A 16,370-nucleotide genomic window follows, 5' to 3' on the forward strand; every position below is an offset into this window, starting at 1 on the left:
ATCGTGTCCCTGAGCCCGATGGGAGGGTCGGATGTCCCGCAGGATAGTGGAGTGCGTTCCCAACATCTCAGAGGGAAGAAACAGAGACGCCATAGACGCGGTTGTCAAGGCCGCCTCGTCCGTAGCGGGCGCCAGGGTCCTCGACGTCGACCCGGGTGCGGCGACGAACCGCACCGTCGTGACGATCGCGGGCGAACCCGAGGCAGTCCTCGAGGCCGCGTTCAGACTGATAGAGAAGGCCGCCTCGGTCATCGACATGTCCGTGCACACCGGCGCCCATCCCCGTCAGGGGGCTACGGACGTGTGCCCGTTCGTCCCCGTCTCCGGCGTCTCGATGGACGAGTGCGTCGAACTCGCCAGGCGGCTCGGTGCCAGGGTCGGCGGGGAGCTGGGCATCCCCGTCTACCTCTATGAGAAGGCTGCGACGAGGCCCTCGCGCGAGAAGCTCCCGGACATCAGGGAAGGCGAATACGAGGCGCTCCCCGGCAAGCTGGGAACGCCGGGCTGGGAGCCCGACTTCGGCCCGGACGGATGGAACGACAGGGTCGCGAGGACGGGCGTGACCGTCATAGGCGCCCGGAACTTCCTCGTGGCCTACAACGTGAACCTCAACACGACGGACGATTCGGTCGCAAAGGAGATAGCGCTCACCATCCGCGATTCGGGCAGGACGCTGCGCGACTCGTCCTGGAAGTTCGTGCGCGACGGCCAGGGCAACAAGGTGCAGGCCCCCGGGCTGCTCCAGGCCTGCAAGGCGACGGGATGGTTCATAGCCGAATACAACTGCGCCCAGGTGACGATGAACCTGACCGACACCTCTGTGACTCCCCTCCACGTGGCTTTCGAGACCACCAGGCGGGAGGCGGAGAAGCTCGGATACAGGGTCACCGGATCGGAGATAGTCGGGCTCGTCCCGCTCTCCTCGATGGTCGAGGCCGGCCGCTACTACGTGGCCATGCAGGATTCGGGCCTCAGGGGCATAGGCAAGATGGCGGTGTCCCCCGGCCTCCCCGAGAAGCGCCTGGTCGAGACCGCCATACGCTCCATGGGTCTTCGCGACGTTGCACCCTTCGACCCCCGGTCGAAGGTCATCGAGTACCTGCTGGCTGACGGGCAGACCCTCTCGGGCATGACGTGCCGCGACTTCGCCGACGAGCTCTCCTCCGACTCACCCGCCCCGGGCGGCGGCTCCGTGGCAGCCCTTGTGGCCTCGCTCGGTGCCGCGCTCTCGGCGATGGTGGCCAACCTCACTGCAAGGAGCCGCGACTGCGCGTCGGCCTGGGACGAGATGGCCGGGATGGCGCCTTCGGCACAGGACCTGAAGGAGGATCTCCTGAGGGCCATCGACGAGGATACGGCGGCCTTCAACGTGCTCATGGAAGCCTTCAGGAGCGGGGAGGGCGTGCAGGAGGCCATCGCCGGCGCGGCCGCAGTGCCCATGTCGGTGCTCGAACGCTGTCCGGAGATCGCGAGGATGGCCGGAATCGCGGCGGGCAGGGGCCTCGGGGCCTCGCTCTCCGATGCCGGCGTGGCGGCCTCTTGTGCCAGGGCGGCTTCGGAGGGCGCCTACTTCAACGTCATGATCAACATCGCGCAGCTGGAGGACTCCGCGAAGGCGGCCTCCACCGCCGCGAGGGCGAAGGCCCTGCTCGACGAGACGGCGGCTCTGTCCGAAGGCGTGCTGGCCGCGGTGCGTTCCTCCCTCGAATCGCCCGCAGCGGGCGGGGAGCGGAAGGAGTGATCCGGAGAACGCTCTTCCGTTCTCCCGTTCTTCCTCCGGATGCCAGGGAGGGACTGGCGGAGATCTGCCGCCTCGTGAGAGGCGACATCATCCGCATGACCACCCTGGCCGGCAGCGGCCACCCCGGCGGCTCCATGTCCTCCGCCGAGATCTACGCGATGCTCTGGAGCCAGGCCGACGTCGATCCCTGCGATCCATGGAGGAGGGGACGGGACAGGATAGTGGTCAGCCACGGCCACACGTCCCCCGGAGTCTACTCTGTCCTCGGCAGGCTGGGCTTCTTCGATGCCGAGGCCGCCGTGAGATCCTTCCGCCTGGCCGGCAGCCCCTTCGAGGGCCACATCGAGAGATCGGTACCCGGAGTGGAACTGACCACGGGCAACCTGGGGCAGGGCCTCTCGGGGGCGTGCGGTCTCGCTCTGGCCGACGGGCTGGCGGGCTTCCGGAACCATGTCTTCGTGGTCATGGGCGACGGCGAGCAGCAGAAGGGTCAGATCGTCGAGGCCAGGCGATTCGCGGCGGCAAGGAGGCTGCCGGTCACTGTGGTGGTGGACCTCAACGGCCTGCAGATCTCAGGCAGGACCGCGGACGTCATGCCCGTCGACCTCGCGGCGGAGTACGCCTCGGACGGCTGGGACGTGGCGTCGGTCGACGGCCACGATCTCGACGCCCTCTATGCCGCCCTGGCGCGGGCGAGGGGGCTTCCCGGGCCGAGCGTGCTCCTGGCCCGGACCGTCATGGGCAGGGGCGTCTCGTTCATGGAGAACGACGAGCAGTACCACGGCAAGGCGCTCGACAGGGAGAGCGCGGCGAAAGCCCTCTCCGAACTGGGCATCCCCGACGACATCGACTCCCTGGCCGAAGCCAGGAAGTCGTCCGCAGCCATCCCGACGCCTTCACGGATACCCTGCTCCGGGGCGGTGCTGGGCCATGCCGGGATCCCCAGGACTTATGGAGCGGACCACAGGGGGGACAACAGGTCGGCCTTCGGCTTGGCACTCCTCGACCTGGCATCCCTGAACCGTGACACGGTGCCGCTGGTGTTCGACTGCGACCTCGCCGGCTCGGTCAAGACTGAGGCCTTCGCGAAGGCATACCCCGATTTCTTCGTGCAGTCCGGCATAATGGAGCACCATACCGCGTCGGCTGCCGGAGCCGCATCGCTGGCCGACAGGGTGGTCTTCTGGGCGGACTTCGGCGTGTTCGCCATGGACGAGACCTTCAACCAGCACAGGCTGAACGACATCAACATGACCAACCTGAAGGTGGTCGCCACGCACTGCGGCCTCGACGTGGGGCCGGACGGCAAGACCCACCACTGCATCAAGTACCTCGCCCTGACGGGAAGCCTCCGGAACTGCTCGGTGATAGTCCCGGCGGACCCCAACCAGACCGACAGGGCAGTCAGGTTCGCGGCCACCCATCCCGGCAACTTCTTCATAGCGATGGGCAGGTCGAAGGCGCCGGTCTTGACGAACCCGGACGGATCGCCCGCCTTCGGCGGAGCATACAGGTTCGTCTACGGCAGGCACGACGTGCTGCGCGAGGGCACCGATGCGGTGGTCCTCGCGATGGGTGCGATGTGCGGAAGGGCTCTCGCGGCGGCCGGGATCCTCGAGGGCATCGGAGTCTCGACCGCGGTGCTCGGAGTGAGCTGCCCGCTGTGCCTGTCTCCCTCGCTGATCGAGCGGGTGCGCGGTTTCAGGGTCGCCGCCTCCTGCGAGGACCACGACAGGGACACCGGCCTCGGGAACAGGATCGCGCTGGCCCTTTCGGACACGGGCGGCGGACCTCCCCTGCTCAGGTTCGGGGTCGACGGCTACGGGCTCTCGGGAGAGCCCGACGACCTCTACCGGCATCAGGGGATGACGCCCGGGCGTATCGCCTCCGGGATCGCCTCCGCCCTCAGGGCCTAGGGCCGCGCAGGAAGCCCGCGATCATCCCCGCGTAGCCCGACGCTCCCGAAACCAGTCCCCAGTATCCGTCGAAGAATCTCCTGTCACGGGCGAGGCCGCGCATGGCAAGGCGCCGGAACCGCCTGCCGTAGACCAGGTGCCTTGCGATGGCGGACTGCCTCACCATGCCGGCGCAGCCGGAGGCGACAGCCCTGCGGTACCACGGCAGGCCGCGGCCGTTCAGCACGGATTCGGCGGCGAGCATCCCGCTCTCCACGGCATGGCTCAGGCCCTCCCCGGTGAGGCGGTCGGCCAGCCCGGCCGCATCGCCGGCCAGGAGCACCCTGCCCGAGCCCATCGGGCACGAGGGGTGTCCAGCCGGGATCGGAGCGGCCTTCAGCATGCCCGGTACGGGCCGTTCGAGGCCGAGGCTGTCGAAGAGCCGCATGAGATTCTCGAGCAGTCCGCGCGGGCGGTTCCTCCCTCCGACCATCCCGATGCCGATGCACAGGTCGTCCCTGCGTGGGAACACCCAGGCGTAGCCGAAGTCGGCCAGGCCGAAGTGTATCTGGATCTCGGAGGGAAAGCCCGGAGGCATGGGCGCGAAGGCCTCTATTCCGAGACCCGCCGGTCCCCCGCGGCAGCCCCGGACCTCGCGCCCGATCCTCCCGGAAGCTCCGTCCGCCGCGATGACGAAGTCACCCGACAGCTTCCCGGCACCGGAGGTCTCGATCGATGCTCCACCGGCCACGGAGAGGGCCCGCCCTCCCCTGACCACGATCGCGCCGGCTGCTTCGGCCCGCGCGAGCAGCAGGGCATCCAGGTCCATCCTGTCCACCATCGTGATGGCCGGCCCTGCGGACTCGTAGCGCGACAGATGCTCGAAGCCGCAGAAGAAGGACATCGCCCTCTGCTCCCGGAGCGAGATGGCCGTCAGTCCTTCATCGGTGAGCATGCCTGCCTCGATCAGGCGCTTCCTTGCCCTGAAGCCCAGGGCTCCTCCGCAGACCTTCCTGCGCGGAACGGAGGAAGCCTCCAGCAGGATGCAGGAGGCGCCCCCGGATGCCAGCTTCCACGCGGCGCACGCCCCGGCGGGCCCCCCGCCGCAGACTATCGCGTCGTATCCGGCCATCCGCGCATGCCTCCGTCCTCCGCCAGGTATGTGCCCGAAGCTCGCACCGGGGCCCGCAGGGGCTATATTACAGCAACCGAGGCTTCACGGAAGGTGTCTGAGGACATGAGAGTCGCCCTTGTCTACCCAAGGTTCCAGTGGACCGAGTACAACGGGCTTGCAGAGCCCGTAGGCCAGCTCATCCTCGCGTCCGTGCTCCGGGATGCCGGGCACGATGTCCGGTATGTCGACTACTCCTTCTGCCGCGAAATCGACGAGCTCGACCATATGGTGAGGGACGCCGACGTGGTGGGAGTGGCCGTATCGGCTGCGGCGAAGCTCGGCAGGGCCGCGATGGTGACGAAGCACATCCGCTCCGTCAACCCCCGAGCGCTCTACATCGAGGGAGGGGCGTATCCCAGCATCTTCCCGGAGAACACCCTGCGCGAAACCGGTGCGGACATCGTCATAGAGGGCGAGGCGGAGGAGGCCCTGCTCGAGGTTGTGGACACGCTGGCGGCCGGCGGCGACGTCAGGTGCCTGCGCAACGTCTCGTTCATCCCGCCTGACGGTGTGTTCGTACAGAACCCCAGGCGGCCGGTCATACACGATCTCGATTCGATCCCCTTCCCCGCCCGCGACCTTGTCGACTACGACGCCTACTTCGCGAACGGCCTGGCCGAGTACGGGATGGTCACCACCAGGGGCTGCCCGTTCCGCTGCACCTACTGCAAGCCCAGCACCGACCTGATCTTCGGAGGCGGCATAAGGCGCCGCAGCGCGGGCGACGTAGTGGCCGAGATCGTCGGGCTGTCGGAGCTCCGCGGCCAGAAGCACCTGCGGATCTTCTTCAAGGACGACACGATCACCATGCACCCCGCGGCGTGGTTCGAGCAGTTCCGCGACGGGCTCAGGGATGCGGGCGTGACTCTGAAGTGGCACTGCAACAGCAGGGTCGACACGGTGACGAGGGACAAGGTGAGGGTGATGTCCGAGAGCGGGTGCCACTGCATCAGCTTCGGCATCGAGAGCGGGAGCCCGAAGATCCTCGAGTTCTATGACAAGGGGACGACCCCGGAGCAGGCCGTGAAGGCGTTCCGCTGGTGCCACGAGTTCCGGGTCGAGGCCACGGCCAACCTGATGATCGGCTTCCCGATGGAGACCGACGAGGACATCGCGATGACCTACCGCCTCCTGAAAAGGCTCAAGCCCGACGACATCATCGTCTACTTCTCCACCGCCATCCCCGGCCGCCACATACATACCTGGGCGAAGGAGAACGGCTACCTGGCGAACGACACCAACCCGGAACTCCTCGACCCGGCCAGGAACAGGGCCAACGAGATCATGAACATGAGGCTGCCCTACCTGACCATGGACGGGGTGGTGGGCTGGAAGCACCGGATCGAGCGCTACAGGAGCTGGCGGAAGATGACGAGCTTCCGCAACATCCAGAACTGGGCCCAGGATCTCGTCGCGAACCCGGGGCTCGCCGTGCACAAGGCCGCGATGGTCGTGCGCGGCCTCGCCAGCGGAAAAGCCACTCAGGACTGATGCGACCCGCGGGCGATCCCGGATCTCCGGCCGGCCGGCCTGCCGGGGCGCCCTGAATGGCGGCCGCAGGGGGCAGCGGCGACAGGGAGGGACGGATCGTCCCCCGGACGCCCTTCTGGCTCCGGGTTTCGGCGGGGGCGTGCATCCTGCTGGCACTTGCCTCGTTTTCGTTCTTCCTGTACTTCTCCGACAGGGTCGACGACGCCGTCGGAGCGGTCGAATCGACCTACACCGCGGCGGGCCGGCGGAACGGGCCCGCCATCTCGAACGCCATCGCCGGGGATTCCGGGATCACCCGGGACCGCAGGGCGCGTACGGCGGCCCTCGCTGCCGGGAGCGCCTTCCTGGCGGCCTCGGTGGTCCTGGCTGTCGCAGGATCGGTCGACCGCAGGCGCAGGATGCTGCTGTTGAACAGCATGACGTCCGAGTGGAAGGAGGAGAAGTCCTCCGAGATCAGGGGCTTCATCTCGCAGCACATCGGCACGCTCGCCCAGAAGAGGGCCGAGCTGATAACCGCCAACGCCTACGGCGTCCTGGACGAGACTGCATGGCACCAGGAACTCGTCTACTTCATCAACAGGGTCCTCAGACCACACTGCGGCGTCGACGCCGACGTGTTCTCCTTCGTCGAGCTCAAGGCCATGATCGAGAAGCAGGTCTCGATGCTCGGCTGACCCCGGCGAGCCGTGACGGCCTGGCTGCGGGGAGGGCCGCCCGGCCCACCGGGGCCTCCCGGCCCTCCGGGGCCGCCAGGACCGCGGGTACCGGCCGGAACCAGCATCCGCACCTCCACGACCGTCTCCTCCGACGAATGAACGAAGCTGCATGCCTCGAACGTCAGCTCCGGAGCCTCGGACAATTCGCCATCGGCGGGAGTGGCTGGCGGATCAGGGAGGCCGGAAGCCGGAGCGGCCGCTGTGGAATCCGACGGGAGCGGGTCCGGGGGTGACGGCATCCCACTGCTGACGCCGAAGGGTTCCTGGGCCTCTCCATCCTCCATGTCCAGCTCCCCGTCTCCGTCGAGGTCCTGGAAGACTAGCACTGCGTACTCTCCCCAGGGGATGCCCATGAGTGAGATGCCGGTCCCGCCCGTCCGACAGTCCGCATAGGTGCCGGCGCGGGCGAGCGAGGGATCGGTGATCGACCCCGCATCCCCGTCGAACAGCAGGGCGATGACTTGGCCCGTGTCCAGGCCCTCCACCTCGATCCTCACGATCCCCTGACCTGCTGCCGGATCTCCTTCCCCGGTCGCGAGAGACAGGGCGCACGACACAGCCATGACGGACAGCATTCCGACCTCCCGGTGCGAGCCTTCGGACACTTCCCGCAAGATGTGTTCCCTGCGTGATACGATGATTCCCGGACCGTTGCGGTTCGTATCAGCCGCTCCGGGATTCCGGGCCCGAAACATTTCCTTACGATCCGACAATCCTCCGGTATTCCGCGCTCGCGATCATTGCTGATGAAGTGCGCGGGAGCGGCCCGCGCCCAGCAGACGCGGAGAAGCATGAAGAAGGCCAAGAGGAACATCGTCGTCGCATCGGCGACAGCGGTCGTGGCCATGGGAGCCTTTTGGGCCCTGGGTCGGGGCGGGGAGGAAGTCGAACTCCAGACCCAGGTCGCGGCCATCGGTTCGATCCGTACAATCGCATCCGGCAGCGGGGCCCTGGAGGGCGTGGCGTGCGTCGAGATCAGCGCCGCGCGGCAGGGCCTCATCGATTCCATCTACGTGGAGGAGGGAGACACCGTCCATGCCGGACAGACGCTTCTCACGCTCGATGACACGGAGGCTCTCGCTGAGCTCCGGCAGGCACGGGCATCGAGCACGGGTGCCGGGATCGCGCTGGACAGGGCGGAGCGCGAGTACCGACGGATGTCGGCACTCTCGGAGTCGGGGCTTTCGTGCGGAGAGGAACTCGCCTGCGCACGGGAGGATCTCGATGCTGCTCAGGCTGAGCTGTCGAGAGTCTCTGCTGTTGAAGTCATCGCGGTCAACGGACTGGACGAGACGGTATACAGGTCGCCCATCGACGGAGTGGTGACCGCCCTGAACGTCGAGCAGGGCGAGATGGCTGTCATGGGGACCATGAACAACGCCGGCACGGTGCTCCTGACGGTCGAGGACATGTCGGGCTTCATCCTCGAAGTGACGATGGTCGAGAGCGAGGTGATCGACGTACTCGAAGGGATGGAGGCCGAGATAGTACTCGACGCACTTCCGGACTCCGTGTTCAGGGGCCACGTCACAAACATCGCCCTCGCTTCGTCCAACGACGCGGGCGGCGAGGAGGTGGCGGAGTACGCCGTGATGGTGGCCATGGACGAGCGTGATCCGCGCATGCGATCCGGCATGTCCGCATCGGTGGACATCGTGATAACCAGTGTGGACTCGTGCATCGTGCTCCCGATCCAGAGCATCGTGTCCAGGCCCGATCCGGCCGATCCGGCGCGGATGACCGACTGCGTCCTCAGGCTCTCGGATGGAACCGTGGAGGCCGTGCCGGTGGTCACCGGCGTGACTGACATCCTGACCGTCGAGGTTTCCGGGGTACGTGAAGGAGACGTGATCGTCACCGGCCCGATGGAGACGCTCAGGACGCTCGCCGCCGGATCGGAGGCCTGCGGGAGCGGCGATTCGGGCGACGGGGACGACGAGGGCGGAATTCCTCTCCCCGGGATGGGCGGACCCCCGCCGGGCGCCCAGGGGCCTCCTCCCGGGGCAAGTCCCGGAGGGATGTGACGGAATGGGCGGGATGAACCGAAGATGCCGCCCGCCTGCCGGGTGGATGCGGCCATGAACTCGATCGAGATGGCCGGGACCGCATTCTCGGCCGTGAGGTCCAACCGGTCGAGGAGCATGCTGACATCCCTGGGAGTGACCATCGGGGTAGCTGCGGTGGTCTCCCTGGTCGGGCTCGCCACCGGCATGGGAGATTACGTCGAGGAGAGATTCGAGAGCGCCCTGGACGCGAGCGTCTTCAGGATCGGCAGAACAGGCGGGGGTCTCCGGGATGCCGGGGCCATGGCCGAGTCGGCGCGCCGCCCGGACGTGACCGAAGCCCAGGCGATGGCTCTTGCCGGCATGATGGTGACCGACTCGGTCGTCTCATGGAGTGCAGGTACGACTGCGACTGTGTCCAGCAGGGGGATGTCCGTCGAGGAAGTCACCCTGAACGGAGTCTCTCCCTCCTGGCTCGGTCTGTCGAGCCTCGATATCGAGAACGGCAGGGTCTTTACGGAGGCCGAGGATTCCGTCAGGGCAAGGGTCTGCGTCATAGGAGCGGACATAGTGGCCGAGATCTTCCCGGAAGGCTTGGTCGAGGGGTCCGCGATATCGGTGTCGGGAAACCGCTTCATGGTCGTGGGCTCTACGGCCGCGAGGGGGAGCGTCTTCGGGAGGTCCAGGGACTCGTTCGTAATAGTTCCCTTCTCGACATATGAAGGGCTCTTCACCAACCTCGGGCCCGATGTCGAGATAGCCATCCTCCCCGCTTCCGGGACCTCCGTCGAGGCGGCTTCCGCCGAGGCGGCCGGGGTCTTCAGGGTGATCAGGGGGCTTTCCGACGGCGATGACGACGATTTCTCGATCACGAGCCAGACCGGGGTCCGGGAGAGCATGGACGAAACCCTGACCGTCATCGCCTGCATCACGGTCGGCATCGCGGCCATCTCCCTCCTGGTGGGAGGCATCGGGATCATGAACATCATGTTCGTCACGGTCGTCGAACGGACCAGGGAGATCGGCACCAGGAGGGCGCTGGGTGCGACCCGCACCGACATCGTCCGCCAGTTCCTCGTCGAAGCGGTCATCATCTCTCTCTTCGGAGGCATGGCCGGCCTGGCCGCGGGATCGATGCTCATCCTCGCCGCACGGGCCGCGACTCCAGTCCCGGCATCCCTCACGGGCTTCACTGCGCTTGCCGCCGTGGGATTCTCGACCGCGGTGGGAGTAGTATCGGGCCTGGTGCCAGCCCTGCGGGCCGCGAGGATCGATCCCGTGGAGGCGCTCAGACATGAGTGACCGGCTCGAACTGGCAGTCGAGCACCTCGCGTCATCCGCCTCCTCCCTCCTGGCGAACAGGTTGAGGAGCGGACTCACGGCAGTCGGGACAATAATCGGAGTCATGACGGTCACCTGCGTGGCCAGCATGATCCAGGGGCTGAATGCCCAGATAACGGAATCGCTGAACTCGATGGGCACCCAGACCCTCTACGTCCACCGGGCACCTCCCTCCTCCTCGACATCAGAGAGCAGGAGCATCGAAGGGAGGCCCGACATCGAGGCCGGGGACGCCGACATCCTGGCCGGACTCCCGGGGGTAGTCGCCGCGGTGCCCGTGAGCGAAACCTTCGTCACCATCAAGGCGGCCGACGGGGAGGAGTTCAGCGCCATGCTCACAGGCACGACGGAGGACTGGCCTGTCGCCAGCCACATGGAGATGGCCTCCGGGAGGTTCTTCTCCGACTTCGAAGCCCGTTCCGGCAGCGAGGTGTGCGTCATCGGGGCGGACGTCTCGGAGAGGCTCTTCGGGGATTCCGATCCAGCCGGGAGGACTGTGGCTGTAAGGGGCACGGACCTGATCGTTCTGGGCGGGCTGGAGAGCTTCGGCGAGATGATGGGCCAGACCAGGGACAATTCGATAATCGTGCCCGCCAGGGTGTTCTCGCGCTGGGCCGACGCGCGGAGCCACCTGTCCATAATGGTCGAGGTCGATCCGGCCTGCGACGTGAATACCGTCGAAACCTCGGTCGAAACCGCCATGAAGTGCATGCGGGGGATCCCGCCCGACGGGGAGGCCGATTTCTCGATAACGGATTCGGAGGAGCTGCTCGAAACCTATGCGGAGACATCCCGCTGGGTCTACACGGGCATGCTCGCGATCTCGGCCATCGCCCTGATCGTAGGGTCCGTCGGGATCGCCAACATCATGCTCGTGAGCGTCACGGAGAGGACCCGCGAGATAGGCCTGCGCATGGCTCTCGGGGCCACCCGCGGCCAGGTGCTCGTCCAGTTCCTGTCGGAGTCGGCCCTGCTCGGCCTAGCCGGAGGACTGGTCGGCGTGGTCGCCGGAGCCACGGCTGCGGCGGCGTTGTCCGCGCTGACTCCGGTGAAGGCTGGACTGCAGGCATGGAGCGCGTTGACGGCCGTAGCCGCGAGCATGCTCGCGAGCCTGGCAGCGGGAGTGATCCCGGCGAGGCGGGCGGCTGGTCTGGATCCTGCCGTCGCCCTCAACAGCGACGCATGACGCGAAGCCCCTCCCGTGCCCCATCGGGCTGCGGGAGGGGCACTCCACCGCTGATTCCCGCCGGCGCTTCGGGGATCCCGTCAGAAGCTGTCGGCGCAGTCCGTCATCCGCACCTTCTCGACCACCATGTAGGAGGGCACAGACATGGCGACGGGCGCCCGCCTGCCGTAGGTGCTCGAGAGGTTCACCGACACAGCGTAGGGCGAGATCGCGGCCACGTTCCCGAAGATGTTCCGGAACGAGTCCGTGAGCCTCGTGGAGAAGATCGGAGCGGTCACGACGCCGTCCACGGCGGTCGTGGCGCAGAACCTCGAACTCCCCGTGACTATGCCCTTGCTCATGTTGGGCAGGTTCATGTAGTGGAGCGCGGGGATCACGAGCACCCTGCCCATTCCGGCAACGGCCCTCATGGGATCCGCCGGCCCGTCGCCGGTGGCGATCGATATGCTCGTCGATTCCAGCGAATGCCCGGTCTGGGCCCGGCCGTACTTCGCAGCCGTCCCGAGGTCGTACATCAGCCCCGCCAGGCGTCCGCGGTCTATCACGGGGAAGGGCCTGCGCCTCATGCCCGACATGTCGAACCCGAACCGGAACGTGAGATCGCTGCCCGGGTCGTCGACGACCGATATCCTTTCGGAGAAGACCTGGTCACCGATCTTCATCCCGGTGGTCCAGCCCATCTCCTCCTCGTACATGCGGCCCTGGGCGCCGGTGTAGAGCGCGTAAAGCATCAGCTCGGCGATCGCGGCCGGTCCCAGCAGCAGGGTGTAGTCGCCCGGCTCGTTCCTTGCTCCGGGCTGCCTCTCGTAGAGCGGGAGCAGCGAACCGAGCGCCGCCGTGGCGGTCGCGGCCGTCACCGACCCGGCCATCCATCCCGACTGCTCGTTCTGCAGCTCCCACTTCGCCCCGGGATGCTTGAGGACCACGGTGAAGGCCTGGTCGGTGCCGCTGTGGCAGGCCTCGTTCGGACCTGCGGTGGACACGAGATAGATCTCGGTGCGCCCGCTGGACCACGAACCGGAGAAGTTGTAGCCCTTCCCCAGCGTTTCGATTATCTCGGCGTAGACCCCGGCCTTCACGGCCGGATCGATGTCCGCGAGGCCGGCGTCGTCCTGGGGAGCCTCGTCCACGGATTCCTCGACGCATTCGAGGATGGGCTCGTAGTCCTTGGGGACGGCCACCCTGGCCTTCTCGACGGCGATGGAAAGGGCCTCGTCCACGAATGCCCTGCCGGCGATGTGTCCCAGGCTGGTGTGTGTCCCCTCGCGCCTGCCGTCGAGCACCCTGACGTCGAGCCGGGTCAGCGTCTCGCTCGTGTTGAGAGATACGCTGTTGTTCCCGATCCTCATGAGATGGCTCTTCTCACGGTGGAGGACCAGCGAGGCCCTGATGCCGGCCGCCGCCGCGCGGTCGCGCACCTCGAGGAGGAGTTCCCTTGTGTTCTGCGAAATCATGGCTAGCTCCTCTCGCCGGTGACGACACCGTCGAACCTGACCACCGGCACGCCGTGCCCGAGCTGCATCACCTGGTTGGGCTCGCCCTTCCCGCAGTTGTCGACCTGGCAGACCACCCAGGTCGACTCGTCGCCGACTGCCGAGAGCGAATTGTAGAACTCCAGGGTGTGGCCCTGGTAGGTGGGGTTGCGGAGTATCCGGGTCCGCCTGCCGTCCTTGACCTCCCACGCGATCTCGCACCCGAAGTGGAAGTGCTCCCGGTTGGAGCCGATGGACCAGGATGTGGGATTGTCGAGCACGATCCCGTCGCGCGTGGAGGCGATGATGTCCTCCAGCGTGCCGTCGGTTCCCGGCAGGATGTTCACGTTGGTCATCCTGTCGATGGGAGCCCTGTAGAAGGCCGTCGCCCTTGCGGCCCCCCCGCTCCCGTCGAGGATCCGCCGCCCGGCCCTGTCGTTGGCCTCGTTGACCATCGCGCGCGAGGACAGCACGTTGACGAGGAGCCCCCTGTCTATGAGGAGGTAGTCCTTCTCGGGCGTGCCGTCGTCGTCGTACCCGAAGGTGCCCGGCGAGTTCTCGATGCCCCCGAAGGAGCTGACCGAGAGCTTCTCGCTGCCGTACCTGAGCGTTCCTATGGAGTCGAGCGTCACGAAGGAGCCCCCGGCGAACGAGAGTTCGTACCCCAGGATCCTGTCCAGCTCCAGGGGATGGCCGATGGTCTCGTGCACCTGCAGGTGCCCCTGCCCCGGCAGGAGTATCACGGAGCGCTTCCCGAACTCGAGGCTGTCGGCCCCCAGCAGGGCAGAGAGCTCCGACTTGATCCTGTCGGCATGCCCGCCGAACAGCCCGGGGTCCCTGAGCATCTCCCAGCCCCGCGTGCCGCGCCCGGTCGTGAACAGCGTCATGGAGCGCCTCTGCATGCGCCCTTCCACGTCCAGGGCCATTATGACCATGTTCGCGAACACGTTGGCGGTGTGCTTCGTGATCTCCGAGCCGTCGCTGTTGAGGAACAGCACGTGCCTTTTCGTGAACCCGGCCGACACCATGCGGCGGGCGATCCAGTCCTCCCCGAGCCTGGCGTCGATGTCCACGAGGAATGCCAGTTTCTCGTCCAGCGGGACCCCGAACGGGTCGGTCGCCACGGGCGACCTGTAGGAACCCCTGACCGCGGACACCCTGCCCATCCGGAGGGGGACGCTCACGAGGCGCGCGGCCGTCCTCGCGTTCGCCAGGGCCTGGTCGAAGCAGGCATCCAGCATTTCGGGGTCGCTCGAAGCCGAGAACCCCCACGCCCCTCCCCACAGGACCCTCACGCCCGTCCCGGTCTGGAAGGTCGTGTCGTTGCCCTCGAGGTTGCCGTCGTAGAGCACCAGGGTCTCCGACCTGTCGTCGGCGAAGAATCTGGCGTCGGAATACTCCGCCCCGGCGGCGGCCATCCTCGCGATGTTCCCGGAGATCCCGGCCTTCATCCGCTCAAGCAGCTCCATGGCCGCTCCCTTCTTGATCGGTCCGGACCGTCAGTGCCCTTCGAGGACAGCCGCGGAGACATCCTCCGCGAACGAGGCGGGATCAGTGGGCGGGGACCCCGCGAGGATCAGCCCGGTCTGGTGGACCAGCCTGACGCACCTCGCGAGCCGCCCGTCGGATCTCGACGTCTCGAAGAGCTCCATCATGTATCGTGTGAGCCCGTGATCGGGGTTTATCTCCAGGATGCCGGGCACCTCGTCGATCTCGCGCCTCATGGCCTTCATCATTCCCCTGAAGGCGTCGCCGGGGTCGTTCCTGCCGGGCACGACCACGCACGGGCTCCTGTCGAGCCTGGTCGAGACGCGCACATCGCCGACGATCCCTCCGAGCGAGTCCTTCATGAACTCCAGGAGCCCCGACAGCCTGGCGGACGCCTCGTCGCGCTTCCTCTTCTCCTCGTCGGAGAGATCGGCGTCGGCCTCCTCGCGGTCGAGCGCGATCAGCCTGCGTCCGAGCACCGAGGAGAGGACAGGGGCGATGAGCCCGTCCAGGGGGCCGTCGAGAAGCAGCACTTCCGCCCCCGCCCGCCTCGCGGCTTCGAGGTGCGGGGATGCCGCGAGAGACTTCCGGTCGGGGCCGGTTACGTAGTAGAGGCTCCCGCCGCCCGGGCCGTCCGAGGGCAGGTCCTTCACGAGAACCGGCCTGTCGGGATCGGAGGCGGTCCAGGTCATGAGGAGCGTCGCGATCTCGTCGCGATTCTCCGCGTCGGAGAGAAGGCCCTCCTTCAGGAAGTCGCCGAATTCGGTGAAGAAGGAGGCGTATCCGTCGCCGTCGCCGCCCGAGAGGCGGGCCAGCCAGTCCAGCACCTTCCGGGTCAGCGCCCTTCCGATGGTCCTCGATGCCTGGCTCTGCTGGAGCATCTCGCGGGAGATGTTGAGGGGCAGGTCGGGCGACTCCACCACTCCCCCGACGAACCTGAGCCAGTTCGGGAGCAGGTCGGGACAGGCCTGGAGAATCCTGATCCTGCGGGAATAGAGGTCTATCCCGGGATGCCAGTCGGGCATGAGGGCCTCGAAGGGGCGTTTCGACGGAATGAAGAGCAGGGCATGGAACTCGACGGCCCCCTCGGCATGGCATGACAGGTGGCTGAACGGCTCGTCGGGACTGCCGGAGAGATGCCTGTAGAAATCCTCGTAGCCGCCGTCCCGGACGTCCTTCTCGGGTGTCAGCCAGAGCGGGGTTCCCGAATTGAGCGCCCCCCCTCCCGGACCGTCCGGCATCGCAAGCCTGACGGGATGGGGGAGGTAGTCGGAGTAGGCCCTCACGATCCCGCCCAGCCGATCCGGGTCGAGATACTCCTCCATCCCATCCTTCAGGTGGAGGATCACATCGGTTCCGCTGCCCGTGCGTTCCGCCTCCTCGACTGTGAACGATTCCCTGCCGTCGGACTCCCACCTGGCGGCAGGCTCGTCCGATCCGGCTCTCCTGGAGACGACTTCCACCCTCCCGGCCACCATGAAGGCGGAGTAGAAGCCCACGCCGAACCTGCCGATGAGTTCCGGGGCGCTCGCCGGATCGGCGCCTTCGAGGAACCGGCCCGTACCGGACCCGGCGATGGTTCCCAGGTTGCGCGACAGCTCGTCGGCCGTCATCCCGATACCGTTGTCCGACACCGTGAGGGTGCCCGACGCGGCATCGGGCCTGACGAGTATCTCCGGTTCCGATCCCCCGGCAGCCAGGCCGGGATCGGTGAGCGCCTCGAACCTGAGGCGGTCCAGGGCGTCGGAGGCGTTGGAAACGAGTTCGCGCAGGAACACGTCGGGATGCGAATAGAGGCTGTTCACGACGATGTCGAGCAGCCTGCGGGTCTCGGTCCTGAACCTGTGGCTTCCAGCGGGCATG

The 16,370-nt window shown here is 67.1% G+C and carries 12 protein-coding genes; 7 read left to right on the forward strand and 5 right to left on the reverse strand.

What is annotated here, in order from left to right; genetic code table 11:
- Window positions 1–31: 31 nt before the first annotated feature.
- Both ftcD and QUS11_06275 read left to right on the forward strand, forming a co-directional pair.
- Window positions 32–1,741: a glutamate formimidoyltransferase gene (gene ftcD, locus QUS11_06270; protein ID MDM7992903.1), complete on the forward strand. Its 1,710-nt coding sequence runs from the start codon at window positions 32–34 to the stop codon at window positions 1,739–1,741.
- Window positions 1,738–3,657 carry a transketolase gene (locus QUS11_06275; GenBank protein ID MDM7992904.1) on the forward strand — a complete coding sequence of 640 codons (1,920 nt, stop codon included), beginning with the start codon at window positions 1,738–1,740 and terminating at the stop codon, window positions 3,655–3,657. The genes ftcD and QUS11_06275 overlap by 4 nt, the downstream gene beginning before the upstream one ends.
- On the opposite strand, the gene QUS11_06280 is transcribed toward QUS11_06275, so the two are convergent.
- Window positions 3,647–4,768, reverse strand: coding sequence for a geranylgeranyl reductase family protein (locus QUS11_06280; GenBank protein MDM7992905.1), 1,122 nt, complete (start codon window positions 4,766–4,768; stop codon window positions 3,647–3,649). The two genes, QUS11_06275 and QUS11_06280, sit on opposite strands and share 11 nt — an antisense overlap.
- Before the next feature lie 105 nt (window positions 4,769–4,873).
- Between QUS11_06280 and QUS11_06285 the strand changes: the two genes are divergently transcribed.
- Both QUS11_06285 and QUS11_06290 read left to right on the forward strand, forming a co-directional pair.
- Window positions 4,874–6,301: a B12-binding domain-containing radical SAM protein gene (locus tag QUS11_06285; protein MDM7992906.1), complete on the forward strand. Its 1,428-nt coding sequence runs from the start codon at window positions 4,874–4,876 to the stop codon at window positions 6,299–6,301.
- Window positions 6,302–6,357: 56 nt separating this feature from the next.
- Window positions 6,358–6,975 (forward strand): hypothetical protein, encoded by a 618-nt coding sequence (locus QUS11_06290; protein MDM7992907.1) that lies wholly within the window; start codon window positions 6,358–6,360, stop codon window positions 6,973–6,975.
- Here the strand turns inward: QUS11_06290 and QUS11_06295 are convergent.
- Window positions 6,867–7,592, reverse strand: coding sequence for a DUF2141 domain-containing protein (locus tag QUS11_06295; protein ID MDM7992908.1), 726 nt, complete (start codon window positions 7,590–7,592; stop codon window positions 6,867–6,869). The two genes, QUS11_06290 and QUS11_06295, sit on opposite strands and share 109 nt — an antisense overlap.
- A 216-nt stretch (window positions 7,593–7,808) precedes the next feature.
- Here QUS11_06295 and QUS11_06300 point away from each other — a divergent pair, with 216 nt between their 5' ends.
- Genes QUS11_06300 through QUS11_06310 form a run of 3 tightly spaced genes read left to right on the forward strand, consistent with a single transcriptional unit; the run spans window position 7,809 to window position 11,547 of the window.
- Window positions 7,809–9,041 carry an efflux RND transporter periplasmic adaptor subunit gene (locus QUS11_06300; protein ID MDM7992909.1) on the forward strand — a complete coding sequence of 411 codons (1,233 nt, stop codon included), beginning with the start codon at window positions 7,809–7,811 and terminating at the stop codon, window positions 9,039–9,041.
- 24 nt (window positions 9,042–9,065) lie between these two features.
- Complete coding sequence (locus QUS11_06305) at window positions 9,066–10,322, forward strand: ABC transporter permease (GenBank protein ID MDM7992910.1); 1,257 nt, start codon at window positions 9,066–9,068, stop codon at window positions 10,320–10,322.
- Window positions 10,315–11,547 carry an ABC transporter permease gene (locus tag QUS11_06310; GenBank protein MDM7992911.1) on the forward strand — a complete coding sequence of 411 codons (1,233 nt, stop codon included), beginning with the start codon at window positions 10,315–10,317 and terminating at the stop codon, window positions 11,545–11,547. The genes QUS11_06305 and QUS11_06310 overlap by 8 nt, the downstream gene beginning before the upstream one ends.
- Before the next feature lie 80 nt (window positions 11,548–11,627).
- Here QUS11_06310 and QUS11_06315 read toward each other — a convergent pair whose 3' ends face one another.
- The 3 genes from QUS11_06315 to htpG are packed head-to-tail and all read right to left on the reverse strand — an operon-like array spanning window position 11,628 to window position 16,369.
- Window positions 11,628–13,001 (reverse strand): metallopeptidase TldD-related protein, encoded by a 1,374-nt coding sequence (locus tag QUS11_06315; GenBank protein ID MDM7992912.1) that lies wholly within the window; start codon window positions 12,999–13,001, stop codon window positions 11,628–11,630.
- 2 nt (window positions 13,002–13,003) lie between these two features.
- Window positions 13,004–14,488, reverse strand: coding sequence for a TldD/PmbA family protein (locus QUS11_06320; GenBank protein MDM7992913.1), 1,485 nt, complete (start codon window positions 14,486–14,488; stop codon window positions 13,004–13,006).
- Window positions 14,489–14,518: 30 nt separating this feature from the next.
- Window positions 14,519–16,369 carry a molecular chaperone HtpG gene (gene htpG / locus QUS11_06325; protein MDM7992914.1) on the reverse strand — a complete coding sequence of 617 codons (1,851 nt, stop codon included), beginning with the start codon at window positions 16,367–16,369 and terminating at the stop codon, window positions 14,519–14,521.
- Window position 16,370: the final 1 nt, after the last annotated feature.

Source organism: Candidatus Fermentibacter sp. (assembly GCA_030373045.1).
In the GTDB taxonomy this organism is placed as follows: Bacteria; Fermentibacterota; Fermentibacteria; order Fermentibacterales; family Fermentibacteraceae; genus Fermentibacter.